22 protein-coding genes are annotated in these 20,590 nt (G+C 52.7%); 17 read left to right on the top strand and 5 right to left on the bottom strand.

The genetic code is table 11. The features are described 5' to 3' along the window. Positions 1-38: 38 nt before the first annotated feature. Genes DVA44_RS19200 through DVA44_RS19140 form a run of 13 tightly spaced genes read left to right on the top strand, consistent with a single transcriptional unit; the run spans position 39 to position 14,147 of the window. Positions 39-527, top strand: a complete 489-nt coding sequence (locus DVA44_RS19200) for a DNA-packaging protein (protein WP_114387851.1) — start codon at positions 39-41, stop codon at positions 525-527. After that, on the top strand, positions 505-2,004 hold the full coding sequence (locus DVA44_RS19195; RefSeq protein WP_114387850.1) for a terminase large subunit domain-containing protein: 1,500 nt from the start codon (positions 505-507) through the stop codon (positions 2,002-2,004). Before DVA44_RS19200 ends, DVA44_RS19195 begins: the two co-directional genes overlap by 23 nt. Further along, positions 2,004-4,178 carry a portal protein gene (locus DVA44_RS19190; RefSeq protein WP_114387849.1) on the top strand — a complete coding sequence of 725 codons (2,175 nt, stop codon included), beginning with the start codon at positions 2,004-2,006 and terminating at the stop codon, positions 4,176-4,178. The genes DVA44_RS19195 and DVA44_RS19190 overlap by 1 nt, the downstream gene beginning before the upstream one ends. A 13-nt stretch (positions 4,179-4,191) precedes the next feature. Next, on the top strand, positions 4,192-5,106 hold the full coding sequence (locus DVA44_RS19185) for a scaffolding protein (RefSeq protein ID WP_114387848.1): 915 nt from the start codon (positions 4,192-4,194) through the stop codon (positions 5,104-5,106). Continuing rightward, entirely contained in the window at positions 5,106-6,395 is a 1,290-nt protein-coding gene (locus DVA44_RS19180) for a P22 phage major capsid protein family protein (RefSeq protein ID WP_114387847.1), read from the top strand. Before DVA44_RS19185 ends, DVA44_RS19180 begins: the two co-directional genes overlap by 1 nt. Positions 6,396-6,447: 52 nt before the next feature. Beyond that, entirely contained in the window at positions 6,448-7,071 is a 624-nt protein-coding gene (locus DVA44_RS19175) for a hypothetical protein (RefSeq protein WP_114387846.1), read from the top strand. Then, positions 7,055-7,558, top strand: coding sequence for a packaged DNA stabilization gp4 family protein (locus DVA44_RS19170; RefSeq protein WP_114387845.1), 504 nt, complete (start codon positions 7,055-7,057; stop codon positions 7,556-7,558). The genes DVA44_RS19175 and DVA44_RS19170 overlap by 17 nt, the downstream gene beginning before the upstream one ends. After that, positions 7,518-8,936 carry a packaged DNA stabilization protein gene (locus DVA44_RS19165; protein ID WP_114387844.1) on the top strand — a complete coding sequence of 473 codons (1,419 nt, stop codon included), beginning with the start codon at positions 7,518-7,520 and terminating at the stop codon, positions 8,934-8,936. Before DVA44_RS19170 ends, DVA44_RS19165 begins: the two co-directional genes overlap by 41 nt. Beyond that, on the top strand, positions 8,936-9,697 hold the full coding sequence (locus DVA44_RS19160; RefSeq protein WP_114387843.1) for a hypothetical protein: 762 nt from the start codon (positions 8,936-8,938) through the stop codon (positions 9,695-9,697). Before DVA44_RS19165 ends, DVA44_RS19160 begins: the two co-directional genes overlap by 1 nt. Before the next feature lie 8 nt (positions 9,698-9,705). Beyond that, complete coding sequence (locus tag DVA44_RS19155) at positions 9,706-10,089, top strand: hypothetical protein (RefSeq protein ID WP_114387842.1); 384 nt, start codon at positions 9,706-9,708, stop codon at positions 10,087-10,089. Continuing rightward, positions 10,073-10,717, top strand: a complete 645-nt coding sequence (locus DVA44_RS19150) for a DNA transfer protein (RefSeq protein WP_210405521.1) — start codon at positions 10,073-10,075, stop codon at positions 10,715-10,717. Before DVA44_RS19155 ends, DVA44_RS19150 begins: the two co-directional genes overlap by 17 nt. Continuing rightward, a complete protein-coding gene (locus DVA44_RS19145) occupies positions 10,717-12,048 on the top strand; it encodes a phage DNA ejection protein (RefSeq protein ID WP_114387841.1) in 1,332 nt (443 codons plus the stop codon). The genes DVA44_RS19150 and DVA44_RS19145 overlap by 1 nt, the downstream gene beginning before the upstream one ends. After that, on the top strand, positions 12,048-14,147 hold the full coding sequence (locus DVA44_RS19140; protein ID WP_114387840.1) for a DNA transfer protein: 2,100 nt from the start codon (positions 12,048-12,050) through the stop codon (positions 14,145-14,147). The genes DVA44_RS19145 and DVA44_RS19140 overlap by 1 nt, the downstream gene beginning before the upstream one ends. On the opposite strand, the gene DVA44_RS19135 is transcribed toward DVA44_RS19140, so the two are convergent. After that, positions 14,148-14,471: a hypothetical protein gene (locus DVA44_RS19135; protein ID WP_114387839.1), complete on the bottom strand. Its 324-nt coding sequence runs from the start codon at positions 14,469-14,471 to the stop codon at positions 14,148-14,150. Between the two features lie 82 nt (positions 14,472-14,553). Here DVA44_RS19135 and DVA44_RS19130 point away from each other — a divergent pair, with 82 nt between their 5' ends. Beyond that, positions 14,554-14,958, top strand: coding sequence for a hypothetical protein (locus tag DVA44_RS19130; RefSeq protein WP_210405520.1), 405 nt, complete (start codon positions 14,554-14,556; stop codon positions 14,956-14,958). 46 nt (positions 14,959-15,004) lie between these two features. On the opposite strand, the gene DVA44_RS19125 is transcribed toward DVA44_RS19130, so the two are convergent. Continuing rightward, positions 15,005-15,259, bottom strand: coding sequence for an Arc family DNA-binding protein (locus DVA44_RS19125; protein ID WP_039032036.1), 255 nt, complete (start codon positions 15,257-15,259; stop codon positions 15,005-15,007). A 135-nt stretch (positions 15,260-15,394) separates the two neighbouring features. Here DVA44_RS19125 and DVA44_RS19120 point away from each other — a divergent pair, with 135 nt between their 5' ends. The 3 genes from DVA44_RS19120 (at position 15,395) to DVA44_RS19110 (ending at position 18,101) form a co-directional block, all read left to right on the top strand. After that, positions 15,395-17,455, top strand: coding sequence for a phage head-binding domain-containing protein (locus DVA44_RS19120; protein WP_114387838.1), 2,061 nt, complete (start codon positions 15,395-15,397; stop codon positions 17,453-17,455). 89 nt (positions 17,456-17,544) lie between these two features. After that, positions 17,545-17,784, top strand: a complete 240-nt coding sequence (locus tag DVA44_RS19115) for a hypothetical protein (protein ID WP_114387837.1) — start codon at positions 17,545-17,547, stop codon at positions 17,782-17,784. Continuing rightward, positions 17,784-18,101 carry a hypothetical protein gene (locus tag DVA44_RS19110; protein WP_114387836.1) on the top strand — a complete coding sequence of 106 codons (318 nt, stop codon included), beginning with the start codon at positions 17,784-17,786 and terminating at the stop codon, positions 18,099-18,101. The genes DVA44_RS19115 and DVA44_RS19110 overlap by 1 nt, the downstream gene beginning before the upstream one ends. Positions 18,102-18,486: 385 nt before the next feature. Here DVA44_RS19110 and DVA44_RS19105 read toward each other — a convergent pair whose 3' ends face one another. The 3 genes from DVA44_RS19105 to DVA44_RS19095 form a co-directional block, all read right to left on the bottom strand. Next, on the bottom strand, positions 18,487-19,593 hold the full coding sequence (locus tag DVA44_RS19105; protein ID WP_114387835.1) for a PTS fructose transporter subunit IIC: 1,107 nt from the start codon (positions 19,591-19,593) through the stop codon (positions 18,487-18,489). A gap of 41 nt (positions 19,594-19,634) precedes the next feature. Further along, positions 19,635-19,946: a PTS fructose transporter subunit IIB gene (locus DVA44_RS19100; protein WP_103823959.1), complete on the bottom strand. Its 312-nt coding sequence runs from the start codon at positions 19,944-19,946 to the stop codon at positions 19,635-19,637. A 71-nt stretch (positions 19,947-20,017) separates the two neighbouring features. Then, positions 20,018-20,488, bottom strand: coding sequence for a PTS sugar transporter subunit IIA (locus DVA44_RS19095; RefSeq protein WP_103823960.1), 471 nt, complete (start codon positions 20,486-20,488; stop codon positions 20,018-20,020). Positions 20,489-20,590: the final 102 nt, after the last annotated feature.

Here is a 20,590-nt window from a genome sequence, read left to right as displayed (position 1 = left end):
CGCGATGAGTGGGATAAGCAAACAGAAGGGAAGTGACTATGGCGGCACCAAAGGGTAACCGATTCTGGGAGGCCCGCAGCAGTCACGGGCGCAACCCGAAGTTCGAGTCGCCTGAGGCGCTGTGGGATGCATGCTGTGAGTATTTCGAATGGGCGGACGACAACCCGCTATGGGAAGGGAAAGTGTTCTCCTACCAGGGTGAGATCATCAATGCAACGATGCCAAAGATGCGAGCCATGACGATTTCTGGCCTGTGCATCTTCCTTGATATCACCCGGCAAACGTGGGGAACCTTCCGCGCTATGGAAGGCTTTTCTGACGTCACCACGCGAGCAGAAGAAATCATCTACGACCAGAAATTCTCTGGCGCAGCTGCTGACCTGCTTAACGCCAATATCATCGCCCGTGATTTGGGCCTCAAAGAGCAGTCGCAAGTTGAAGACGTGACACCTGATAAGGGAGATCGCGATAAGCGCCGCTCTCGCATTCAGGAGTTACTGACCCGTGGAAAACGAAGCGATTCTTGATGACCTGACGGAAGACGAGCAGATAGAACTGCTTGAGCTTCTGGAGGAAGAGGAGCGGTACCGGGAAACACACCTGCTGTATGAGTTCACACCATATGGCAAGCAGCGAGAGTTTATCGACGCTGGATCTGAGTTCCCAGAGCGTTGCTTCATGGCCGGTAACCAGTTGGGTAAGTCCTACACTGGCGGCGCAGAGGTGGCATTCCATCTAACCGGACGCTACCCCGGAACTAAAGGTTATCCGAATGATGGCGCATACGGCGAAAAATGGGGCGGTAAACGCTTCTATGAGCCTGTCGTGTTCTGGGTTGGTGGCGAGACTAACGAAACCGTAACCAAGACGACACAGCGTATCCTGTGCGGTCGTATCGAAGAGAATGATGAGCCTGGCTACGGGTCAATCCCGAAAGAGGACATCATCAGCTGGAAGAAGTCTCCATTCTTCCCGAATCTCGTCGATCACTTGCTGGTTAAGCATCACAACGCTGACGGTGTAGAAGACGGCATATCCATCTGCTACTTCAAGCCGTACTCGCAGGGCCGCGCCCGCTGGCAGGGTGATACAATTCACGGTGTCTGGTTCGATGAAGAGCCGCCATACAGCATCTACGGTGAAGGCCTGACGCGTACCAACAAATACGACCAGTTCTCCATGCTGACGTTTACCCCGCTGATGGGGATGTCAGACGTCGTTACCAAATTCCTGAAGAACCCGAGCAAGGCACAGAAGGTTGTCACCATGACAATCTTTGACGCTGACCACTACAGCGACGAACAGAAAGAGCAGATCGTCGCTTCGTATCCTGAGCATGAGCGTGAAGCTCGGGCCCGAGGTATTCCGACGATGGGTAGTGGCCGCATATTCCAGATACCGGAAGAGACCATTAAGTGCCAGCCGTTTGAATGCCCTGAACACTTCTACGTCATCAACGCGATGGACTTTGGCTGGGATCACCCTCAGGCACAGATTCAGCTATGGTGGGATAAAGACGCAGACACCATCTACGTCGCTCGCACGTGGAAGAAGAAAGAGCAAACGGCTGTGCAGGCGTGGGGCGCAGTGAAGGCTTGGGCGCAGAAAATACCTACTGCATGGCCGCATGATGGTCATCAGCACGAGAAGGGCGGTGGAGAACAGCTCAAAAGCCAGTACGCAGATGCCGGTTTCATGATGCTCCCTGAGCATGCCACATGGCCGGATGGCGGAAACGCTGTTGAGCCTGGACTCACCGAGCTGCGCGACATGATGCTCGACGGGCGCTTCAAGGTGTTTAACACCTGTGAGCCATTCTTCGAAGAGTTCCGCCTGTACCACCGCGATGAGAACGGGAAGATCGTCAAGCTCAATGACGACGTACTCTCTGCCGTTCGCTATGGCTACATGATGCGAAGGTTCGCCAGAACCATGCGCGATATCAATAAACCGAAAGACAAAAAGATCCCCGCCCCGATTAGACCAGTACCCAGAGGACGATAATGGCTGACAACGAAAGCAGGCTGGAGAGCATTCTGTGCAAGTTCGACGCAGACTGGACAGCCGGAGAAGAAGCCAGAACCGAGGCGAAGAATGACCTTTTCTTCTCCCGTGTATCTCATTGGGATGACTGGCTTAATCAGTACACAACATTGCAATACCGAGGCCAGTTCGACGTTGTGCGCCCGGTAGTGCGTAAGCTGGTCGCAGAGATGCGCCAGAACCCGATTGATGTTCTCTACCGCCCGAAAGACGGCGCAAGCCCTGACGCAGCTGATACGCTGATGGGCATGTATCGCACTGATGCGCAGAATAACGCCTCTAAGATATCGGTGAATGTCGCTGTCCGTGAGCAGATTGAATGCGGCATCGGTCACTGGCGTCGAGTCACTCGATATGAAGACCAGAGCCCGACCAGCAACAATCAGATTGTGCTGCGTGAGCCCATTCACTCGTCATGCTCCTGTGTGGTGTGGGACAGCAACAGCAAGCAGATGGACAAGTCAGACGCCCGGCACTGCACACTGATCCACTCGATGAGTCGTGACGGCTGGAAAAACTTCGCTGAAGAGCATGGGCTTGATGAGGATGTTATCCCGTCATTCCAGAGTCCGAACGAATGGGCATTTCCCTGGCTGACTCAGGACACCATTCACGTCGCTGAATACTACGAGGTGGAGAGGAAGAAAGAGACCGTCTACATCTACCAGGACCCGATTACTGGTGCGCCGTCGGCGTACTACAAGCGCGACATCAAGAACGTTATTGATGACCTGGCAGACCGTGGAATGATCAAGGTTGCAGAGCGTAAGGTTGAGCGCTGCCGGGTGTACAAATCCATCATCACCTGCACCGACATCCTGAAGGACAGGCAGCTAATTGCTGGCGAACACATCCCGATCGTGCCTGTATTTGGCGAGTGGGGCTTCGTCGAAAGCAAAGAGGTGTATGAGGGCGTCGTTCGTGCCACTAAAGACGGCCAACGCCTGCGCAACATGATTATGTCGTTTAACGCTGACATCGTCGCCCGCACGCCGAAGAAAAAGCCAGTGTTCTGGCCTGAGCAGATCGCCGGTTATGAGCACATGTATGACGGAAATGATGATTTCCCGTACTACCTTCTCAACCGCACCGACGAAAACAATGGCGACCTTCCTGTTCAGCCTATCGCCTACATGGAGAACCCTGAAGTACCGCAGGCCAACGCCTATATGCTTGAGGCCGCCACCGCAGCAGTGAAAGAGGTGGCGACGCTCGGTGTGGATGCAGAGGCTGTGAATGGTGGTCAGGTTGCCTTCGAAACAGTCAATCAGCTGAACATGCGCTCAGATCTGGAAACGTTCGTATTCCAGGACAACCTCGCAACAGCGATGCGCCGTGACGGTGAGATTTACCAGTCGATCGTCAATGACATCTACGACATCCCCCGCACCGTTACCATCACGCTTGAAGATGGCAGCGAGAAGGAAGTGCAATTGATGGAGCAGGTGGTTGACCTTGCCACTGGCGAAACAACCGTCCTGAACGACATCAGGGGCCGCTATGAGTGCTACACCGACGTTGGCCCATCCTTCCAGTCGATGAAGCAGCAGAACCGCGCTGAGATTCTGGAATTGCTCGGCAAAACACCGCAGGGCACGCCGGAATATCAGCTTCTGTTACTGCAGTACTTCACGTTGCTGGATGGCAAAGGCGTCGAGATGATGCGCGACTACGCCAACAAACAGCTGATCATGATGGGCGCTAAGAAGCCTGAAACGCCTGAAGAACAGCAGTGGCTTATGGAGGCGCAGCAGCAACCGCAGCAGCCTTCGGCAGAGCAATTACAGGCTCAGGGCGTATTGCTTACTGGTCAGGCCGATCTGCTCAATGCGCAGGTTAAGCAGCAGCAGTTGCAGGTTGATGCGGCCAAGGTTGAGAGTGCTAACCAGCTCAACCAGGTGAAGATGCTGGAAATCTTTAGCAACATCGATCTCGATAAGCAAGCGTCATACCGCGAGTTCCTCGACATCATGCTGCGCGCTCAGAACGAAAGTGCCGCCGATGCGCGAGCCAACGCAGAGTTACTTCTCAAAGGTGATAGCCAGGCGCACCAGAAGCGAATGGACATCACCAACATCCTGCAATCGCAGAGACAAAACACACCTTCCGGCAGCGTAGCCGAGAATCCTCAATAAGAGAGAGTTAATCATGCAAGACACCATCAATATTCAGGAAACTGAAGGCTTAAACACGTCCGGCAATCATGCAGCGGCATCTGCTGATGGCTCTGTTGTCGATAATGCCAACGACAACGCAGGGCATGGAGAAGGCTTCGAGATCGTCCTGAAAGACGATGAGGCAAAACCAAAGCAAGACCCGGAAACTAACGCGCGATTTGCGGCCAAGCGCCTGGAGCGCAAGCGTCAACGTGAGCTTGAGCAGCAGGCGGAAGCAGTAAAGCGCGGTGAATTGCCGGAGAACTTACGGGTCGCTCCTGACCTCCCATCTAAGCCAAATGTGACTGACTACTTTGGTGATGACGCCCTGTATAGCAAATACAACGGCGACACCGTCATGGCGGCAGCCGCATTCCAGCAGGCAAACGATGAGTGGAATAACAAATCTTTAGACGCCCGAAGCAATGCAGTGGCAGAGCAGGGTCGAAAGGTTCAGGAGTTCACCCAGCAATCAGCGCAATACGTCGATGCTGCCCGTAAACACTATGACGCGGCGGAGAAGCTCAACATTCCTGACTATCAGGAAAAAGAAGATGCGTTTATGCAGATCGTTCCGGCACCGGTGGCGACTGACATCATGCGCCTATTCCCTGAGAAATCCGCCGCGCTCATGTATCACCTTGGGGCCAACCCCGAGAAAGCCCGCCAGTTACTGGCGATGGACGGGCAGTCCGCGCTGATTGAACTCACTCGACTCTCGGAACGCTTAACTCTCAAGCCTCGCGGTCAACAGGTCTCGTCCGCTCCCCCTGCAGATCAATCCCTCACTGGCGATGTGTCGGCGGCTAACGTCGATGCGATGCGCAAGGCGATGGAAGCAGCATCAAGCAAGGGCGATGTAGAAACCTATCGCAAGCTAAAGGCAAAACTTAAAGGAATTCGATAATGGCATTGAACGAAGGTCAAATCGTTACGCTGGCAGTGGATGAAATCATTGAAACCATTACCAGCCTGACACCAATGGCGCAGAAGGCGAGCAAATACACGCCTCCTGCAAGCGAAATGCAGCGCTCCAGCAACACGATCTGGATGCCTGTAGAGCAGGAGTCCCCAACTCAGGAAGGTTGGGACTTAACTGGCAAGTCAACTGGCCTGCTGGAGCTTAACGTTCCGGTAAGCCTGGGTGAGCCGGACAACGACTTCTTCCAACTGCGCGCTGACGATCTGCGTGACGAAACAGCATATCGCCGCCGCATCAACGCAGCCGCCAAAAAACTGGCAAGCAACTGCGAGGTTAAAGTTGCGAACCTGGCTGCTGAAATGGGCTCCCTGGTAGTAACCAGTGATGACCCGATCGGCACCGCTGCCGGTTCCGGCTGGGACTTCGTGGCTGATGCAGAAGAAATCATGTTCTCGCGTGAGCTTAACCGTGATTCCGGCCTGTCTTACTTCTTCAACCCGAAGGACTACAAGGCAGCCGGTCACGATCTGATTAACCGCGACATGTTCGGTCGCATCCCTGAAGATGCCTACAAAAACGGCACCATTCAGCGTCAGGTTGCTGGCTTTGATGACGTCCTGCGCTCACCTAAACTGCCAGTGCTACCGGCTTCAACCGCTACCGGTCTGACCGTCAGCGGCGCACAGAAGTTCAAGCCTGTAGCGTGGGATCTGGACGCGGACGGCAACAAGCGTAACGTTGATAACCGCCTGGCTACGGTAACTCTCTCTGCTACCACTGGCCTGAAGCGCGGCGACAAAATCAGCTTCACCGGCGTTAAGTTCCTCGGTCAGATGGCTAAAAACCTGCTGGCTCAGGATGCGACATTCTCTGTCGTGCGCGTTGTCGATGGTACGCATGTTGAGATTACGCCTAAGCCGATCGCTCTGGATGACACTTCCCTGTCACCTGAGCAGCGTGCTTATGCCAACGTGAACACCTCGCTGGCAAACAGCATGGCGGTAAACGTACTTAACACCACCACTGCACGTACTAACGTGTTCTGGGCGGATGACGCGATCCGCATCGTTAGTCAGCCAATCCCGGCTAACCACGAACTGTTCGCGGGCATGAAGACCAAGTCGTTCACCATCCCTGAGGTGGGCCTGAATGGCATCTTCGCGACGCAGGGAGATATCAATACCCTGTCTGGCCTGTGCCGTATCGCGGTCTGGTATGGCGTCAACGCAACCCGTCCTGAGTCAATCGGCGTCGGCCTGGCTGATCAGGCTTAATCACTAATCTTCAAGGGGCTTCGGCCCCTTTTTTATTGGGTAGGAGAAGGCAATGAGCGTGATGATTTATCGGGCAGGTGGCGATACCAAAATCTGGGGCCGCAAGCTGAAAACGAAAATTGTGGATCAGGATGATGTCGCTGAACACTTAGCCAATGGCTGGTATAAGCATCCTCACGATGTTCCTGATGAGCCACTTGTTGGCGATCAGATTGTGAGTGTTGGCGGTGAGGGGGCTAACCCAGTAGATATGGGTGAGGTGTCAGACGGCTATCACACCTTTAATGAGCTATATGCTCACCGGGTGCGCCTGTTCTCATCGCTTATGCATGCTTACTCTGGCCTTTCGTGGTGGTCTCGTAAACACAGTGACGGGGAAGAGTGGGAAGGATGGATCATCGCTGGCATTACTACGCCGGAAGGTGAAGTCACTTACCATCTCCCCGTTGAAGAAATCGAATTCCTGCCAGAAGGTGCCGAGCTGGAGTTCGGAAAAGAGTGGGATGGTCACGAAGCGAGTGATGTTCTTGACCGGCTTCTGAGTTTGCGACCGGCTACTGCTGAGCCTGAGCCTGAGCCTGAGCCTGAGCCTGAGCCTGAGCCTGAGCCTGAAGTGAAACCACGTAAAAAGCCGGGGCCAAAGGCTAAGGCGGCAGATGATGCTGATAGCGACTAAGGGCGACATTGTCCGGGCGGCGCTGCGTAAGCTTGGCGTTGCATCTGATGCCACGCTTACCGACGTTGAGCCGCAGTCAATCCAGGACGGCGTTGATGACCTCGAAACGATGATGGCTGAGTGGTACCAGGACGGGAAGGGCATCATCACCGGGTATGAATTCACCGATCCGGATAACCCGCCCGCCGAGGGTGACGATCACGGCATGCGCTCCAGCGCTGTCAGTGCTGTGGTTTTTAATCTGGCCTGCCGCATCGCGCCTGATTACGCGATCGAACCAACCGCCAAAGTCATCACCACCGCCCGCAATGGCAAAGAGTTGCTCGTCAAAAACACGGCACTCAGTCGTGCAAAGCGCGCGCCTTATCCGAACAGGATGCCTATCGGTAGCGGGAATAGCTTCGCCACTCTGAATGGATGGCATTACTTCCCGGGAGAACAGACAGATGCCGATCCAGCAACTTCCTCTGATGAAGGGAACGGGTAAAGACCACCGCAACGCTGACTACATCGACTATCTGCCGGTCAATATGCTGGCGACGCCGAAGGAGGTGCTCAACGCATCAGGTTATTTGCGCTCGTTCCCGGGCATAGCGAAGCGATCTGATGTTGCCGGTGCATCTCGTGGGGCTCAGTACAACACCTCTCAGAGCGCCGTATATCGCGTTATGGGCGGCAAGCTCTACAAAGGCGATTCGGTGGTCGGTGATGTGGCCGGTTCATCACGGGTGTCGCTGGCGCATGGTCGAACTTCTCAGGCTGTCTGCGTCGGCGGGCAGGTGGTCGAGTATCGTTACGACGGAACAACCAAGACGGTTGCAAACTGGCCGGTATCCAGCGGATTCACGCAGTACGAACTCGGATCTGCGCGAGACATCACCCGATTGCGTGGCCGCTATGCCTGGGCAAAGGATGGCTCTGACTCGTGGTTCATCTCTGACCTCGATGATGAGTCGCATCCTGACCGTTACGCGGGTGAATACCGTGCTGAGTCCCAACCTGACGGAATTATTGGGATCGGCACCTGGCGAGATTTTATTGTCTGCTTTGGCGCAACGACGATTGAATACTTCACGGTAACTGGTGCAACCACTGTTGGAGCGGCTCTTTATGTCGTGAACTCGGCCTATGCGGTGCAGAAGGGGATCGCCGGTACGCACTGCAAAACGCCATTCATGGACGCCTATGCCATCATCAGCAACCCGGCATCCGGTGCGCCGTCGGTATATATCATCGATTCGGGCCGGGCGACAGCTATTGCCACCGCTAGCATCGAGAAGATAATCCGCTCGTACACTGCCAGCGAACTCGCCTCCGCTGTCATGGAAACATTGCGCTTTGATGGGCATGAGTTGCTGCTGATTCATCTCCCTGGTCAGGTTCTGGTGTACGACGCGGCAGCCAGCCAAAACGGGCCGCAATGGGCTGTGCTGAAAACCGGGCTGGGTGACGACGTCTATCGGGCCATTGACTTTATGTATGAAGGAAACTCCATCACCTGCGGCGACAAGTCAGCGGCGTTAAAAGGTGCGCTGCAGTTCGATATCTCCAGCCAGTACGGAAACCAGCAGGAGCACCTGCTCTTCACGCCATTGATAAAGGCTGACGGGGCCAGACTGTTCGACCTTGAACTGGAATCCTCAACCGGTGTTGCGCAGTACGCAGATCGCCTGTTTCTGTCTGCCACCGCCGACGGCATCAACTTTGGCAGAGAGCAGATGATTGAGCAGAACGCGCCATTCGTTTACGACAAGCGCGTGTTGTGGCGCAGAGTTGGCCGGGTGCGTAAAAACATCGCCTTCAAGATCCGCGTCATCACCAAGTCACCCGTGACGCTATCTGGATGTCAGGTGAGGGTTGAGTAATGGCAAACAACGCACTCAATACACCGGTAATCGTCCGGGCAATCGGCCTGACTGCATCATCACTGCCACGCGGTTCCACCCCTGCATATGAGCAATACATCCTGTCTCAGGTTCTGGACTTCACCAACGTAGCCAACAAGGCCAACGAGGCGGGAGACGGGGCCTACGATGCGCAGGTGAGGAACGATGCGCAGGATGTGCAGCTGCTCGATCATGAGATCCGCCTGGGCGATGCAGAGGCGCAGATTCAGAGTCTGGGTACGCGGCTGACATCAGCAGAGGCTGCCATCGTCTCGCTGGATGGGCGGGTGACCGCAGCTGAAAGCGATATCGACTTCCTCACCAGTGAGCTGATCGCGGCGCAGGGAGACATTGCCGATCTGCAAACCGATGTCAGTAGCCTGCAAAGTGACGTATCCGCTCAGGGGCTACGCCTTACCCAGGCTGAATCGGATATCGAAGACATTCAGGCCGATTACGTCTCAAAGACAGTCACAGCCGCGCAGTCACTGGCTTCATCGCTGGGCGTCGCGACATCGTTCTCAATTGATGGCGTTAAGGTGCTTGGCCCACGGCAAACCGGATGGACGGTGGGATCTGGTACGGCCAATCTCGGAGCGTTCAATGCCGATCTCGCATTCACAGTAGGCGCAGCATACTCACAGACCGAAGTGCAGGCTATCGCCAATGCATTATTAGCGGCTAGTCAACGAATTCTGGCGCTTGAGCAGGCACTGAGAACCCACGGTTTAATTAATTAAGGATCCCCATGCTCACAAAAATCGATGCTCTCACCGGGCAGGGATTGATGCGCCTGTGGGGCGTCCCTTCATGGCCTAATTTCGATGCCAGTTACTGGATATGGGATGGCTGCGGAGTGTTCGTGACGATTGACCATGGCGATCACGTAGACCTGCATATGGCGATGAAACCCGGCGAGCGCTACCGATGCAGGGATGCTGTGACGGATGTGCTGGAAATGATAGGCGCCCGGGAAGTTCACGCCCCGATCCGCTTTGAGCACAGGCAGGTGTGCAACCTGGCGAAGAAATTTGGATTCGTCGAAACCTGGCGCGGTGAAGTCGAGTACATCGACGACACGCGCGGCGTTCTAATTTTAATGAAGAGGTATGCAAATGGGCGGGATCGCTAAAGGTATCGGTAACGCGGTCGGTAGCGTCGTAGGCGGCATCACCGGGTCCAATAAGGCTGCTGACGCTCAAGTTAGTGCGGCTAAAGACTCGAACCAGATGGCCTGGAATATCTACCAGGACAGAAAGAAAACCAACCAGCCATTCCTGAATGCAGGATTGACCGGATTAACCGGGCTGCAGGGCATTGCAGGTAAGCCAATCGACCGTAACGCCTCACTCGCTGAGTATTACGCCTCACCAGAATACAAAATGCTAAGTGACCAGGCTCGCTATCAAGGCCTTACTGCTGCTGAGGCAACCGGTGGGCTGGGTTCAACCGCTACCGGGAATATGCTCGCTTCTATTGCACCACAGCTCGGGCAAAACTATCTGTCCATGCTGACAGATCAGCAGAACAATATGTACGGGCAGTTGCTCGGTCTCACGAACGTAGGGCTTTCTGCGGCAGGAGCTAACAACGCGGCCGCCGGGGACTATTCCAACACCTACGGGCAGAACATGGGGCAGATTGGGGCGGCTAACGCTGGTAAAGCCACCGCAGGTTTCAACACGCTTGCCGGGCTCGGCGCTGCATGGGCGACGGGTGGTAAGAGCTTGATCGGCAGCGGTCTCAATGGAGGTTACTGATGGTTGACCCAATTGATTACACCTCAGGCCTGAATCAGTCGCTGATGGCAGGCGCTCGCCTGGGCGGCCTGATTGGTGCTGCTAACCAGCAGGAGCTGGAGAACCAGAAGGCAGCAGCAGCTGCGGATCGTCAAAAGCAATTTTTTAACAGGCTTCAAAATACGCCTCCTGATCAGCTTCACACCCTGAGAACCGAGTTTCCGGATTACGCAGACAGCGTACAGAAGGAGATCGGCATTCAGGACGCTGAACATGCTGCGTTCGTTAACAAGGCGCTCAATAACCTCTCTGTAGCCTATTCTTCAGGTAACCCGCAATTGGTACAGCAGGCCATTCAGGCAGCGAAGCCGGCGCTCGGCTCGATGGGCGTCCCTGCCGAAGAGGCGTGGCAAACCTACCAGAGCGATCCACAGCAATTCGGCTCCCTGCTGAAAACCTCGATGTACGCAACGATGCCTATTGAGAAGCAGGTTGATGCGCAGCAGAAACAACAGCAACTGGATGAAACCGCCCGCAGTAATCGCGCAGGAGAAGCGTTGCAGGGGCAGCAAATTGCCGTTAGCAGAGAGAATTCAATGCGAAGCTCCGGAGGTCAAACTCCAGCTTCAGTTCGTGAATATCAGTACTTCAACAGTCTGTCGCCAGAACAACAAAAAACCTATTTGCGTGTTCGTGGCAAGCCGGATGGGGGCGGATCCAATGTTGTGCAGTTAGCTGACGGTCGCACCGTTAATGTGGCTGGCAAACTTCATGGTTCAGGCGCCAATGCATTTTACGAGGGAATCGATGATGCCGGGAACATGGTTCGTGTGCCGGCCAGTGCTATTGCTGCCCCACCTACATCAGCCGCAAGTGCGCAGAATTATGCGATGAAGAAGGATCTCGACGCCATTTCAGGAGCCTCATCCGGCGATCTGGACTTTATGACAGGTGTAACTGGCGGAAATGGCACTCCTGCGCTGGGAGCGGATGTGCGTAGCAGGCTTTCAGGAAAAGAACAGCGACAGCTCTATAACGCCACCCAACGCATTCAGGGCCGAATGCAAAAACAAGGCATCGCTGCCGCGAGAGATATGGGCGCATCCGGGATAAATACCGTTGCAGAGGCAAAGATGTACTTTCAGGGAATGCCGCAGCTTGATTTTTCGAGCCCGGAAGCAGCACAACAATCAGCCAGGGATATTCAAGAGTACACAGACAACTACAACCGGCAATATCAGGTCAATGTCGGCGGCGGGGGGCGCCAGTCAGAAATGCAGCAGCCCGCGGCGCAGCAGCCTGCCGGAGGTAGCTATACATCCAAATCAGGCATCACATTTACGGTGAAATGATGGAAGTTACAGCCAACGGTAAAACGTTCACTTTCCCAGACGGAACCAGCAACGAGCAGATCGGCGATGCTATCGACGAGTATTTCGCTGGGCAGGCCGCGGCTCAAGCACCGCAGGAGCAAGCTCCAGCGGCAGAGCAAGCACCTAAACAGCAGGACCAGTCTCTGCTGCAAAGCGCGGAGCAGGCAGGGCGAGGGCTTGTTAACATCCCGTTTGATGTGCTTCAGGGCGGTGCAAGCTTGATTAACGCTATCAGCCAGGGTCTCGGTGGCCCCCGTGTACTGGATGATGTGTATCGCCCGGTTGATCGCCCAACAGACCAGTATGCGCAGGCAGGGGAGACCATCGGTGGTTATCTTATGCCATTCGGCACAGCGGCGAAGGCGGTCGGGGTGGCAGAGAGGACCCCAGGAGCGATTAGCAATGCAAGCAATGCTGCAAATATGGTTATCGGCTCATTAGCAGATGCAGGAAATCAGTCAGGTGATTTTGCACAGAATGCAGTAGAAAATGCAGCATTGAACCTTGGTGCGCAAGGTGTTATATCAGCAGCCGGCAGGGTCCTGGCCCCAAAAGCAACACAGGCGCTTGGGACTGCCGCTATTAGTTCAGCTGACGATGTATCACGCCTGGCTAAATCTGGGGCGGGGCGTAACGCTATTGCCAATCAGGCCGCAGGCGTTAGTGAGGATGTAGCGAGAGCCGCAGAGATTGCCGGTGTTGACGTTAACTCGCTTACTCCTGGCATGCGATCAGGTAGCCGAGGAGTTGCCCAGGCAGAGGGAATCCTTGCATCTAAACCAGGCATTGCGCAGGATGCGCATATGAAGGCATTTGGGGAAATTCAAGGTAAGTTTAACTCTGCACTTGATGATCTGGGGGCAGAAGTTGGTTCTGCTTCGGAAAAGAGTCGCGCCATCAAGCAGCGAGTTCTGTCCGGCATTGATAGCATGAAATCTTCCGAGAAATCAGCCTGGGATAGCGTACGATCAACAATGCCTGAGTCGCGCGGGCGCATGTCAAACACAAACGCCACTATCCAGGGTGATATTGATGCTGGGATGCCACTCACCCCGGAAATGAAGCAGCTTGTGTCTGCATACAATAAATCTGGCAAGGCTGGCATCACATTCGACGCCATGAAGGCCTGGAGAGGAAAGCTTGCTGACGCCGAGCAGAAGTATATCCGCTCCGGTGAGTCGAATATGGCCCGCCGAATGGGTGAGCTGCGAGATGCTGCTACCGAAGATATGAAGGCGATGGCTCAAAGTGGCGGCTTCCTTGATCAGTGGACTGCGGCTAACGACCTATCAAAAGCACGGTTCGCCGCTCAAAAGCAGGCAGAGGCCGCGCTAGGGAAAGACCTTGCCACCGACTCATTGGTGAATAATGGCGTTAAAGCGTTGCAGGGCTCGTCAAAAAATGGAACAGGGAAATTCCACCAGATGATAAGCTCACTTCCAGAGGCTGAAAGATCTCCTGCAATTGCGTCAATCTTGCAGGATGCATTGTCGCAAGGGATACGCGGCGGGAAGTCTGACGCAGCAGGGATATCGCATATCGCCTCTATCCTTACTCCACAGAACATTGCCGCCATCAACAGGCATTCTCCAGAGATTGGTAAGATAGCCGGAGCTTTTGGGGATTTGGCAAAAGCAGCCACAAAACCGCTTCGATACGTCGAGCAGACCGGTCGGTCCATCCCTGCATTGCAGTCGTTAGAGCAGGGATTCCATCCCGCAGTAAATGCCGTACTTAGCGCCGCTTCTCACCCTGCCGTTTACGCTATAACCGGCACGTTAAGCGGTGGACCTGTAGCAGGGGTATTGGGTGCCGTAGGTTCAGCTGGGGCCATGGCAGGGATTGAGAAACTGGCGGCATCGAGAAGTGGTCGTTACGCAATAGAGAAGGCCATCAGGGAGGCAGCCAAGGCAGTTAGGGCTGGGGCGAGCAGTGGGGCTATGGCGGCTGCAGAACGTCGATTCCTGGCGAATAAAATCGCCGTTAAAGCAGTCCGTGACGCCGTGGGAAATGATGAGTTTCAGCGCTTAGCGAGGGCTGGCATCGTCGCCTCGCTAAGCGGAATGGCGCAGGAGTAGTTAGTTCTCCACGGATGGATTGATCTTATCTCTGGTAGACGTTGCAATTTGCCCAACATTTTTAACCCAAGTCTTTAAGAAAGATATGTCGTCTGCAAAACCATGAACATCTTCGTTTTCCAATCGTTCAGCGCGTATTTCAAGTGCGTCGATAGAGTCTTCAATATTAGAAATCGAGGTAGATAATTGGTCTTCGGTGCTCTTTAGCGAGGTTCTTAGGGTCTCATTTTCTGAATGAAGTTCTTCTATTTTGGTTTTTAGTGATGCCATTTGAATCTGAATGGCAATGACGACAATGGCTATCACAATAATCGCTGCATACACGCCAACCTCCTTAGTTTTGTTTTCATTGCTATATAAATCGAAGATAATATTCTCCAGTGATTGATAGCATAAGAAGATGGAAATGAAACTAAAAAATTTACCAGTAGTCTTGTTGGTTGGCAGCTTGCTGCTCACCACTGGCGGGTGCTCAGTTTATAGTGCGACACAGCAGCCTGAGAAAAAGGATATTTCACTATTCAGACATGGAACTCCGCGCAGTGTGCTTCTGGCAGAATTCGGGTACCCAACCGCTCAGACCGAACATGATGGCAAAAAATGGGATCTTTGGCGCTTCAAACAAGGATACAGCGGCGGGGTAAAAGCATCCCGGGCCGTTGGTCATGCCGCAATGGATGTGCTCACGTTAGGGATTTGGGAAGTTGCTGGAACACCAATCGAAAGCGCAGCAGATGGTACCGATATGGCCTATGAAGTATCGTATGACCAGAATCACAACGTTGATCAGGTGATCACACTGAAGAAATAAAATACAAAAAATAGCCCACTTAGGTGGGCTTTTTTATGTCCTGCGCCTACTTCTTGCGATAAAACTCCGCCAGTTTATCGAACACCATTTTCTGGATCTCTTTCGAAGCGATATCCGCCTCGCGTTCTGCTTCATCGCGATAGCCAGCAACTGGTGACGGCCGGGAAAGAGATTCCTCCATCGTCGCCACAATCTCAGCATTGATGGAGCGATTATTCATTTTTGCACGCTGCTTTATCTTCGCGTGAAGCTCATTTGAAAGTCTCAAGTGAAACTGTGCCTCATCGTACTTGCTGTACATCATTGATGCCTCGCCAGTTAATGGACAGGCATCGTAAACCGACCGAATAACTCACAATAGTACCGTTTAGGTACGTTATCAAAAATCTCAACGCATCTCCGATGTGGGGATAACTTGCGCCCGGAGCACAGCAATATGTCAGATATTACCGCGAATCTGGTTATTGGAATGCCAGCACAACTCTTTACGCTGGCCCGTTCATTCAAAGCCAATGCCAATGGGAAAATTTATATCGGCCAGCCTGATACGGATCCGACCAATCCGGCGAATCAGATTCAGGTCTATGTCGAAGATGAGGATGGCTCACCCGTTCCAGTACCGCAGCCTATCATTATTAATGCGGGCGGCTTCCCCGTACTTGGTGGTCAGATTAAAAGATTTGTAACCGTGCAGAATTACAGCATGGCTATTTATGACGCCTATAACGCGCAGCAGTTCTATTTTGAAGACGTCGCGAAATATGATCCAGACAGACTGAGGGCTGACTTGGCAAAACCAACTGGCGCATCATTGGTTGGCATTGGCAATGGACGCACTCAGCAGGATAAAAACCAGGAATTCAGAACGATACTGGATTATCCAGGGTCATCATCTCTTGAGCGTGCTACCGCGATGATTGCGGGGTTAGGGTATGTGCGGCTAGCAAACGGTGAGCACGTCTTTACAACTGGTACGCTGGATGCGCCTTTGTATTTCGATTATGGCGCCTATATCACGATACCTGCTGGCAATACGCTGACAATCACGGGAAATATTGAGTCACCCAAGCAATACATATTCCGTGGGGATGGCTCTGTTTTATTGAGAAATGATGAGGACAGCGGTGAGGATTCGCATGATGTCCACGCCTCCTGGTTTGGGGTTGTGCCTGTTAATGACGCAGCCATTGATCAGGCCCCGGCACTCGCAAAACTGTTTGCATCGCTGGACAATACCCGTGAAGGCTCTGTCGATTTCGATAGCGGTCGTTATCCGATAGGTTTCGGACTGATAGTGCCGCGGGCAACATGGATCCGCTGTCTGGGCTCGCGTCGTACTATTTTTGAGGCGCTGGGTAACGGTTACGATTTATTTACCGCCCAGGCTAATGGTGTGCGCTTCTCTGGCATGCAATTTGAGCTTTCCGATAATTTCCCTACAACCTTTCGCAGTTCAGGATGGTTTATCAACTCTAACCAGCAACTGGTTGAGCTGGATGACGTATGGGTGGGTAAGGCCTCAAACAGCATCCTTCTTTCCGGAGGGAAATCCACTGCCAAACAGATCAGGGCCACATTTGATGAAGGTGTTGATGTTGGTGCGAACTCATGCGTTATCTGCGTTGAAGGCTCAGATGCCCTCGTTGAAGATGTAATGGTGGTTGGTGACGGCCTCGGGCCAGCGGCGATTGTCAGCGTCGGCGGTCAGGGGGTTAACAATATTACTTCAGCAACCGTGACCGGTGTTCGCAGCAACTGCAAGTCCATTCCCGTCAGCATTACGGCTAAATCAAAGAAGATCAGCGGCGTGAAGGTCAATGATATTAACTGCAGGGGGTTAACTGGTTTTGAGGCGCCTGCCGTCGTGAACATTGAAACGACAGGGACAGGTTCTGTAGATGGCGTATCGGTCGACGGGGTAATGGCTAATGACAAGGTCATCAACGGGATCAGCATCAAGCAGGGTGGTACGGGGGCTACCAGGAGGATATCAGTCTGCAATACAAAGGTTCTCGGGGGCGCCGGTGTCGGCGTAAGGCTCGAGCGTGTCGCTGGAACACTTGATGGCATCATAGTCGATCAGACCGTCGATGTGCTGGGTGTTGCCACACCATTCCAGCGGATTGGCACCATGAACAACGTATCCTTGTCTCCTGGCGCAATTAAAGATACCAATTTCCCTATCAGTTACGATGCAACCGTTGCCGATGATTCGGTATTTTCTGTGCCCATGCAGGCTTCAGCGTTTACCGGATTTTTGATGGTAAGCATAGGCCCGGCGGAATATCTCATTGCCGTTGCCCGGGCTGTCTCGGTGGCGCAAATCACCTCAGTCAGCAAATCCTCTGGTGTTGATGTGAACACGCTCGTTCTGACAGGAACAACCGGCACGGACGGCAAGATTACCGTCAGCTCAACTGCCGGGGCTATCTATGTTGAGAACAGATCCGGAACTTCGCAGCGCATCAGCGTTACGCTGATGTATGGTGCTAAGTGATCTTTAAGACATAGAACTGCTCGCTTACTCTTGATCTGCACTATCTTTAAAACTACTGTATATAAAAACAGTAACAAGGAGTGCAGATCATGCCCCGCCGTTCCGACATTCACGCCGCATTTGTGGCCGCAATACAGCTAAACCCCAAGGGATACCGGTGCCTGAGGACTGAAGACTTTATCCGCGAGTTGGCAAAAGTTCACCATCATTTCACCCTGGCCGACGCCAACGAGTGGATAGAGTATTACCAGACATTCTTCGTTGATAAAACGCCGGACGACAGCCAGAACAGGTTGTGGATGTTGCGTACTATGGGGAGGGTGCTCTGATGGGATTTCCTTCACCGGCAGGCGACTACGTAGAGCAGCGGTTAACACCGGAGCGTATCTGCGGGATCGGCATGGACAGCCGCATCCTGGAAACGTCATCCGGCTTTGCTGTAATCGAACCTGTCACCCGGTTAGTACAGAATCAGGTTCTGCTGATTTTGTCTGGCGGCCGGACGCAGTTTGCACGAGTGATGGGCAGGGCGCTGATTTGTGATGATGGTGAAGCGATCGAGGGGGAAGCTGCGGAAGAGGTTGAGGTGCTGGGGCGTGTGACGTATTTCATCAACAGCGCGATCGAAGACGATAGGGTAGTGTGAGACAAATGTGGGACACGCATGGCTTTTCTGGCTTTGTCGTGTCTTCACATCTTTTGGCATCATGGGACGTGTGAGCGCAGGGATGATGCGGTAAGTTACTGTGTTAAAAAGCAGTTCTTATAATTCGTAATGCGAAGGTCGTAGGTTCGACTCCTATTATCGGCACCACCTAAATCAACGCATTATCTCTGAAATTCACCCGCCCGGGGATGTGAGTTCCAGGTATCATCAACAGAACATACTCGTTCCATAAGCTATGCGAACATTTTTAGCCTGCACCGCTTACATAGGCCTGAGAAGTGTTCGGGCGGCACCAGTAGCCTGGATGCCGCCCAGTGAAACATAGAATGTTGCCAATCTACCCTGCGTGTTTTTACTTCCAGTCTTAGCTTATTTTGATGTCATCCAGATTAATATCTTCCTCTTCATCATCGTGGTTTATAACCACGTCGCGAGGAACATCCTTTTTGATGACGGCATAGACAGTAGCCGTGACGAATATATTTACCAGTAACGCCATAATGCCCGCCATGGGGTGTGACATGGTTGGAATCATCAACACGCCGCCGAAAGGAACTGTTGCGTCAGCACCATATACCATGGTAACTGCACCACCACAGGCGCCACCGATTGCCGCAGCGGTGATACCACGAATGATATCGTTCATCACGATAGGTATAGAGCCTTCGACGATATTCACCACTCCCATAGGCACCGCAGATTTCAACATCTCGATCTCTTCGTTGTTATAGATGTTCTTGCGAAGAAGTTTGGCGATAAAAAATGCCAGCCCCAGGCCGATAGGGGTTGCGGTATTAACTAACTGAAGTGCAGTAATGGGCTCATTTATACCCTGCGCCTGGAGCGTTAAGACGAATGCGAAGCAGGTTTTATTAATCGGCCCGCCAAAATCAACAATACACAATGCGCCAATCACAGCACCTAAGACTAAATTAGAGGAGGTACCCATACTTCTCAGGAAAGAGGTGAGAGCATCGGTAAAAATACCGATAGGCGTACCGATGATATAGACCATGATCAGGGCGCTGATGATAGAGGCAAAAAATGGCACAATCAGTGTAGGCATTAAGCCACGAGCCCAGGCAGGAACCTTCACATTTTTAATGATGGCAAGCGCAATATACCCGGAAATGTAGCCGCCGATCATGCCGCCGATGAAACCTGCACCAATAGCATTAGCCGCCAGACCCACAATAAAACCCGGCGCAATACCGGGTTTGCCAGCGATCGAGCCGGAAATCCCTATAGCGATAACGACGGGCAAAAGTCCGAGGGCCTTTGCGCCCATTGTTGCTAAGGCCTGCCACAGATCAAACTGGCCCGGCACTAAAGCGTCCTGAACCGTACCCCCCAGGCCCATGCCGATGGCAATAATAAATCCAGCACCACAGACAATGGGAATTAAGAACGAGATAGCAGTAAGCAGATGGCCTTTAGGGTTGGCTGCTTTCCATATTTCTTTTATATTCATAAATTACGCCCTTTAATTTATAGGATACGCACAGGTAAAAGTTATGAATTCACTAATTCACTGAGCTTTTCAATAAGCTTATTAGGAGATTTAACCGCCATTTCTGTTGGAACTTTAACTACTCTCTTTCCGGCGAAACGTTCTTCTCCAGATACCTTTACATCAGCGGCCAGCAGGACAATATCGGCCTGTGCAATTTCATCAGCGGTTAAGGCATTCTCAATACCAATAGTGCCTTGCGTTTCAATTTTGACATTATGACCCGCCTTTTTTGCTGCTGTTTCAATTTTCTTTTGCGCAATGTATGTATGTGCAATGCCTACAGTACAGGCTGTAATTCCAACGATATTCATGGGTACTCTCCATCATTTACTTTGAGATGTTCAAACTTATCAGATAATAACAGGGGTAATAATTTCCGGAATTAAACGGTCTGATCTTCAGCTTCTGAGTTTAATAGTTCAATGATTCTTTGAGGATGAGTTTCTACCAGCAACTTAGCGATAATATCCTCGTCGGCTAATGAGCCTGAGACATGTGATAATAAACGGATGTGAGTTGTATTCTGATCTGCCAGACGAACGGCAAATAAAATAATACAGCGGACATCGCTACCATCCATCGTTTCCCAGGGAATATCATGTTGGGTACGTCCAATGGCCAATGCCGTATGGGCGACACCGGATGATTTACCGTGCGGGATTGCAATATGATTTTCGAATCCCGTTGATCCCTGTTCCTCGCGCAACCAGACATCCCGAATAAATTCATCTTTATTAATGACCGCGCCATCCTGCACCAATAAGTCCGTTAACTCTTCAATGGCTTCTTCCTTACTTTTCGCACTCATGTTTAACTTGATATTTTTTACGTTAAGAACTTCCGAAATATCCATAATTCACCTTCGATAATAAACAAGCACTGAAATAAGAGGGGATACAAAATGCTTCTTGCATTGGCAACTACGCGCTAAGAAGGTTACAGCGCCCTCAACCGT

The sequence above is a fragment of the Leclercia sp. W17 genome, assembly GCF_003336325.1.
Lineage (GTDB): Bacteria > Pseudomonadota > Gammaproteobacteria > Enterobacterales > Enterobacteriaceae > Enterobacter.
The sequence above is the reverse complement of the archived record's forward strand: the minus strand, read 5'-3'. Positions and strand labels throughout refer to the sequence as shown.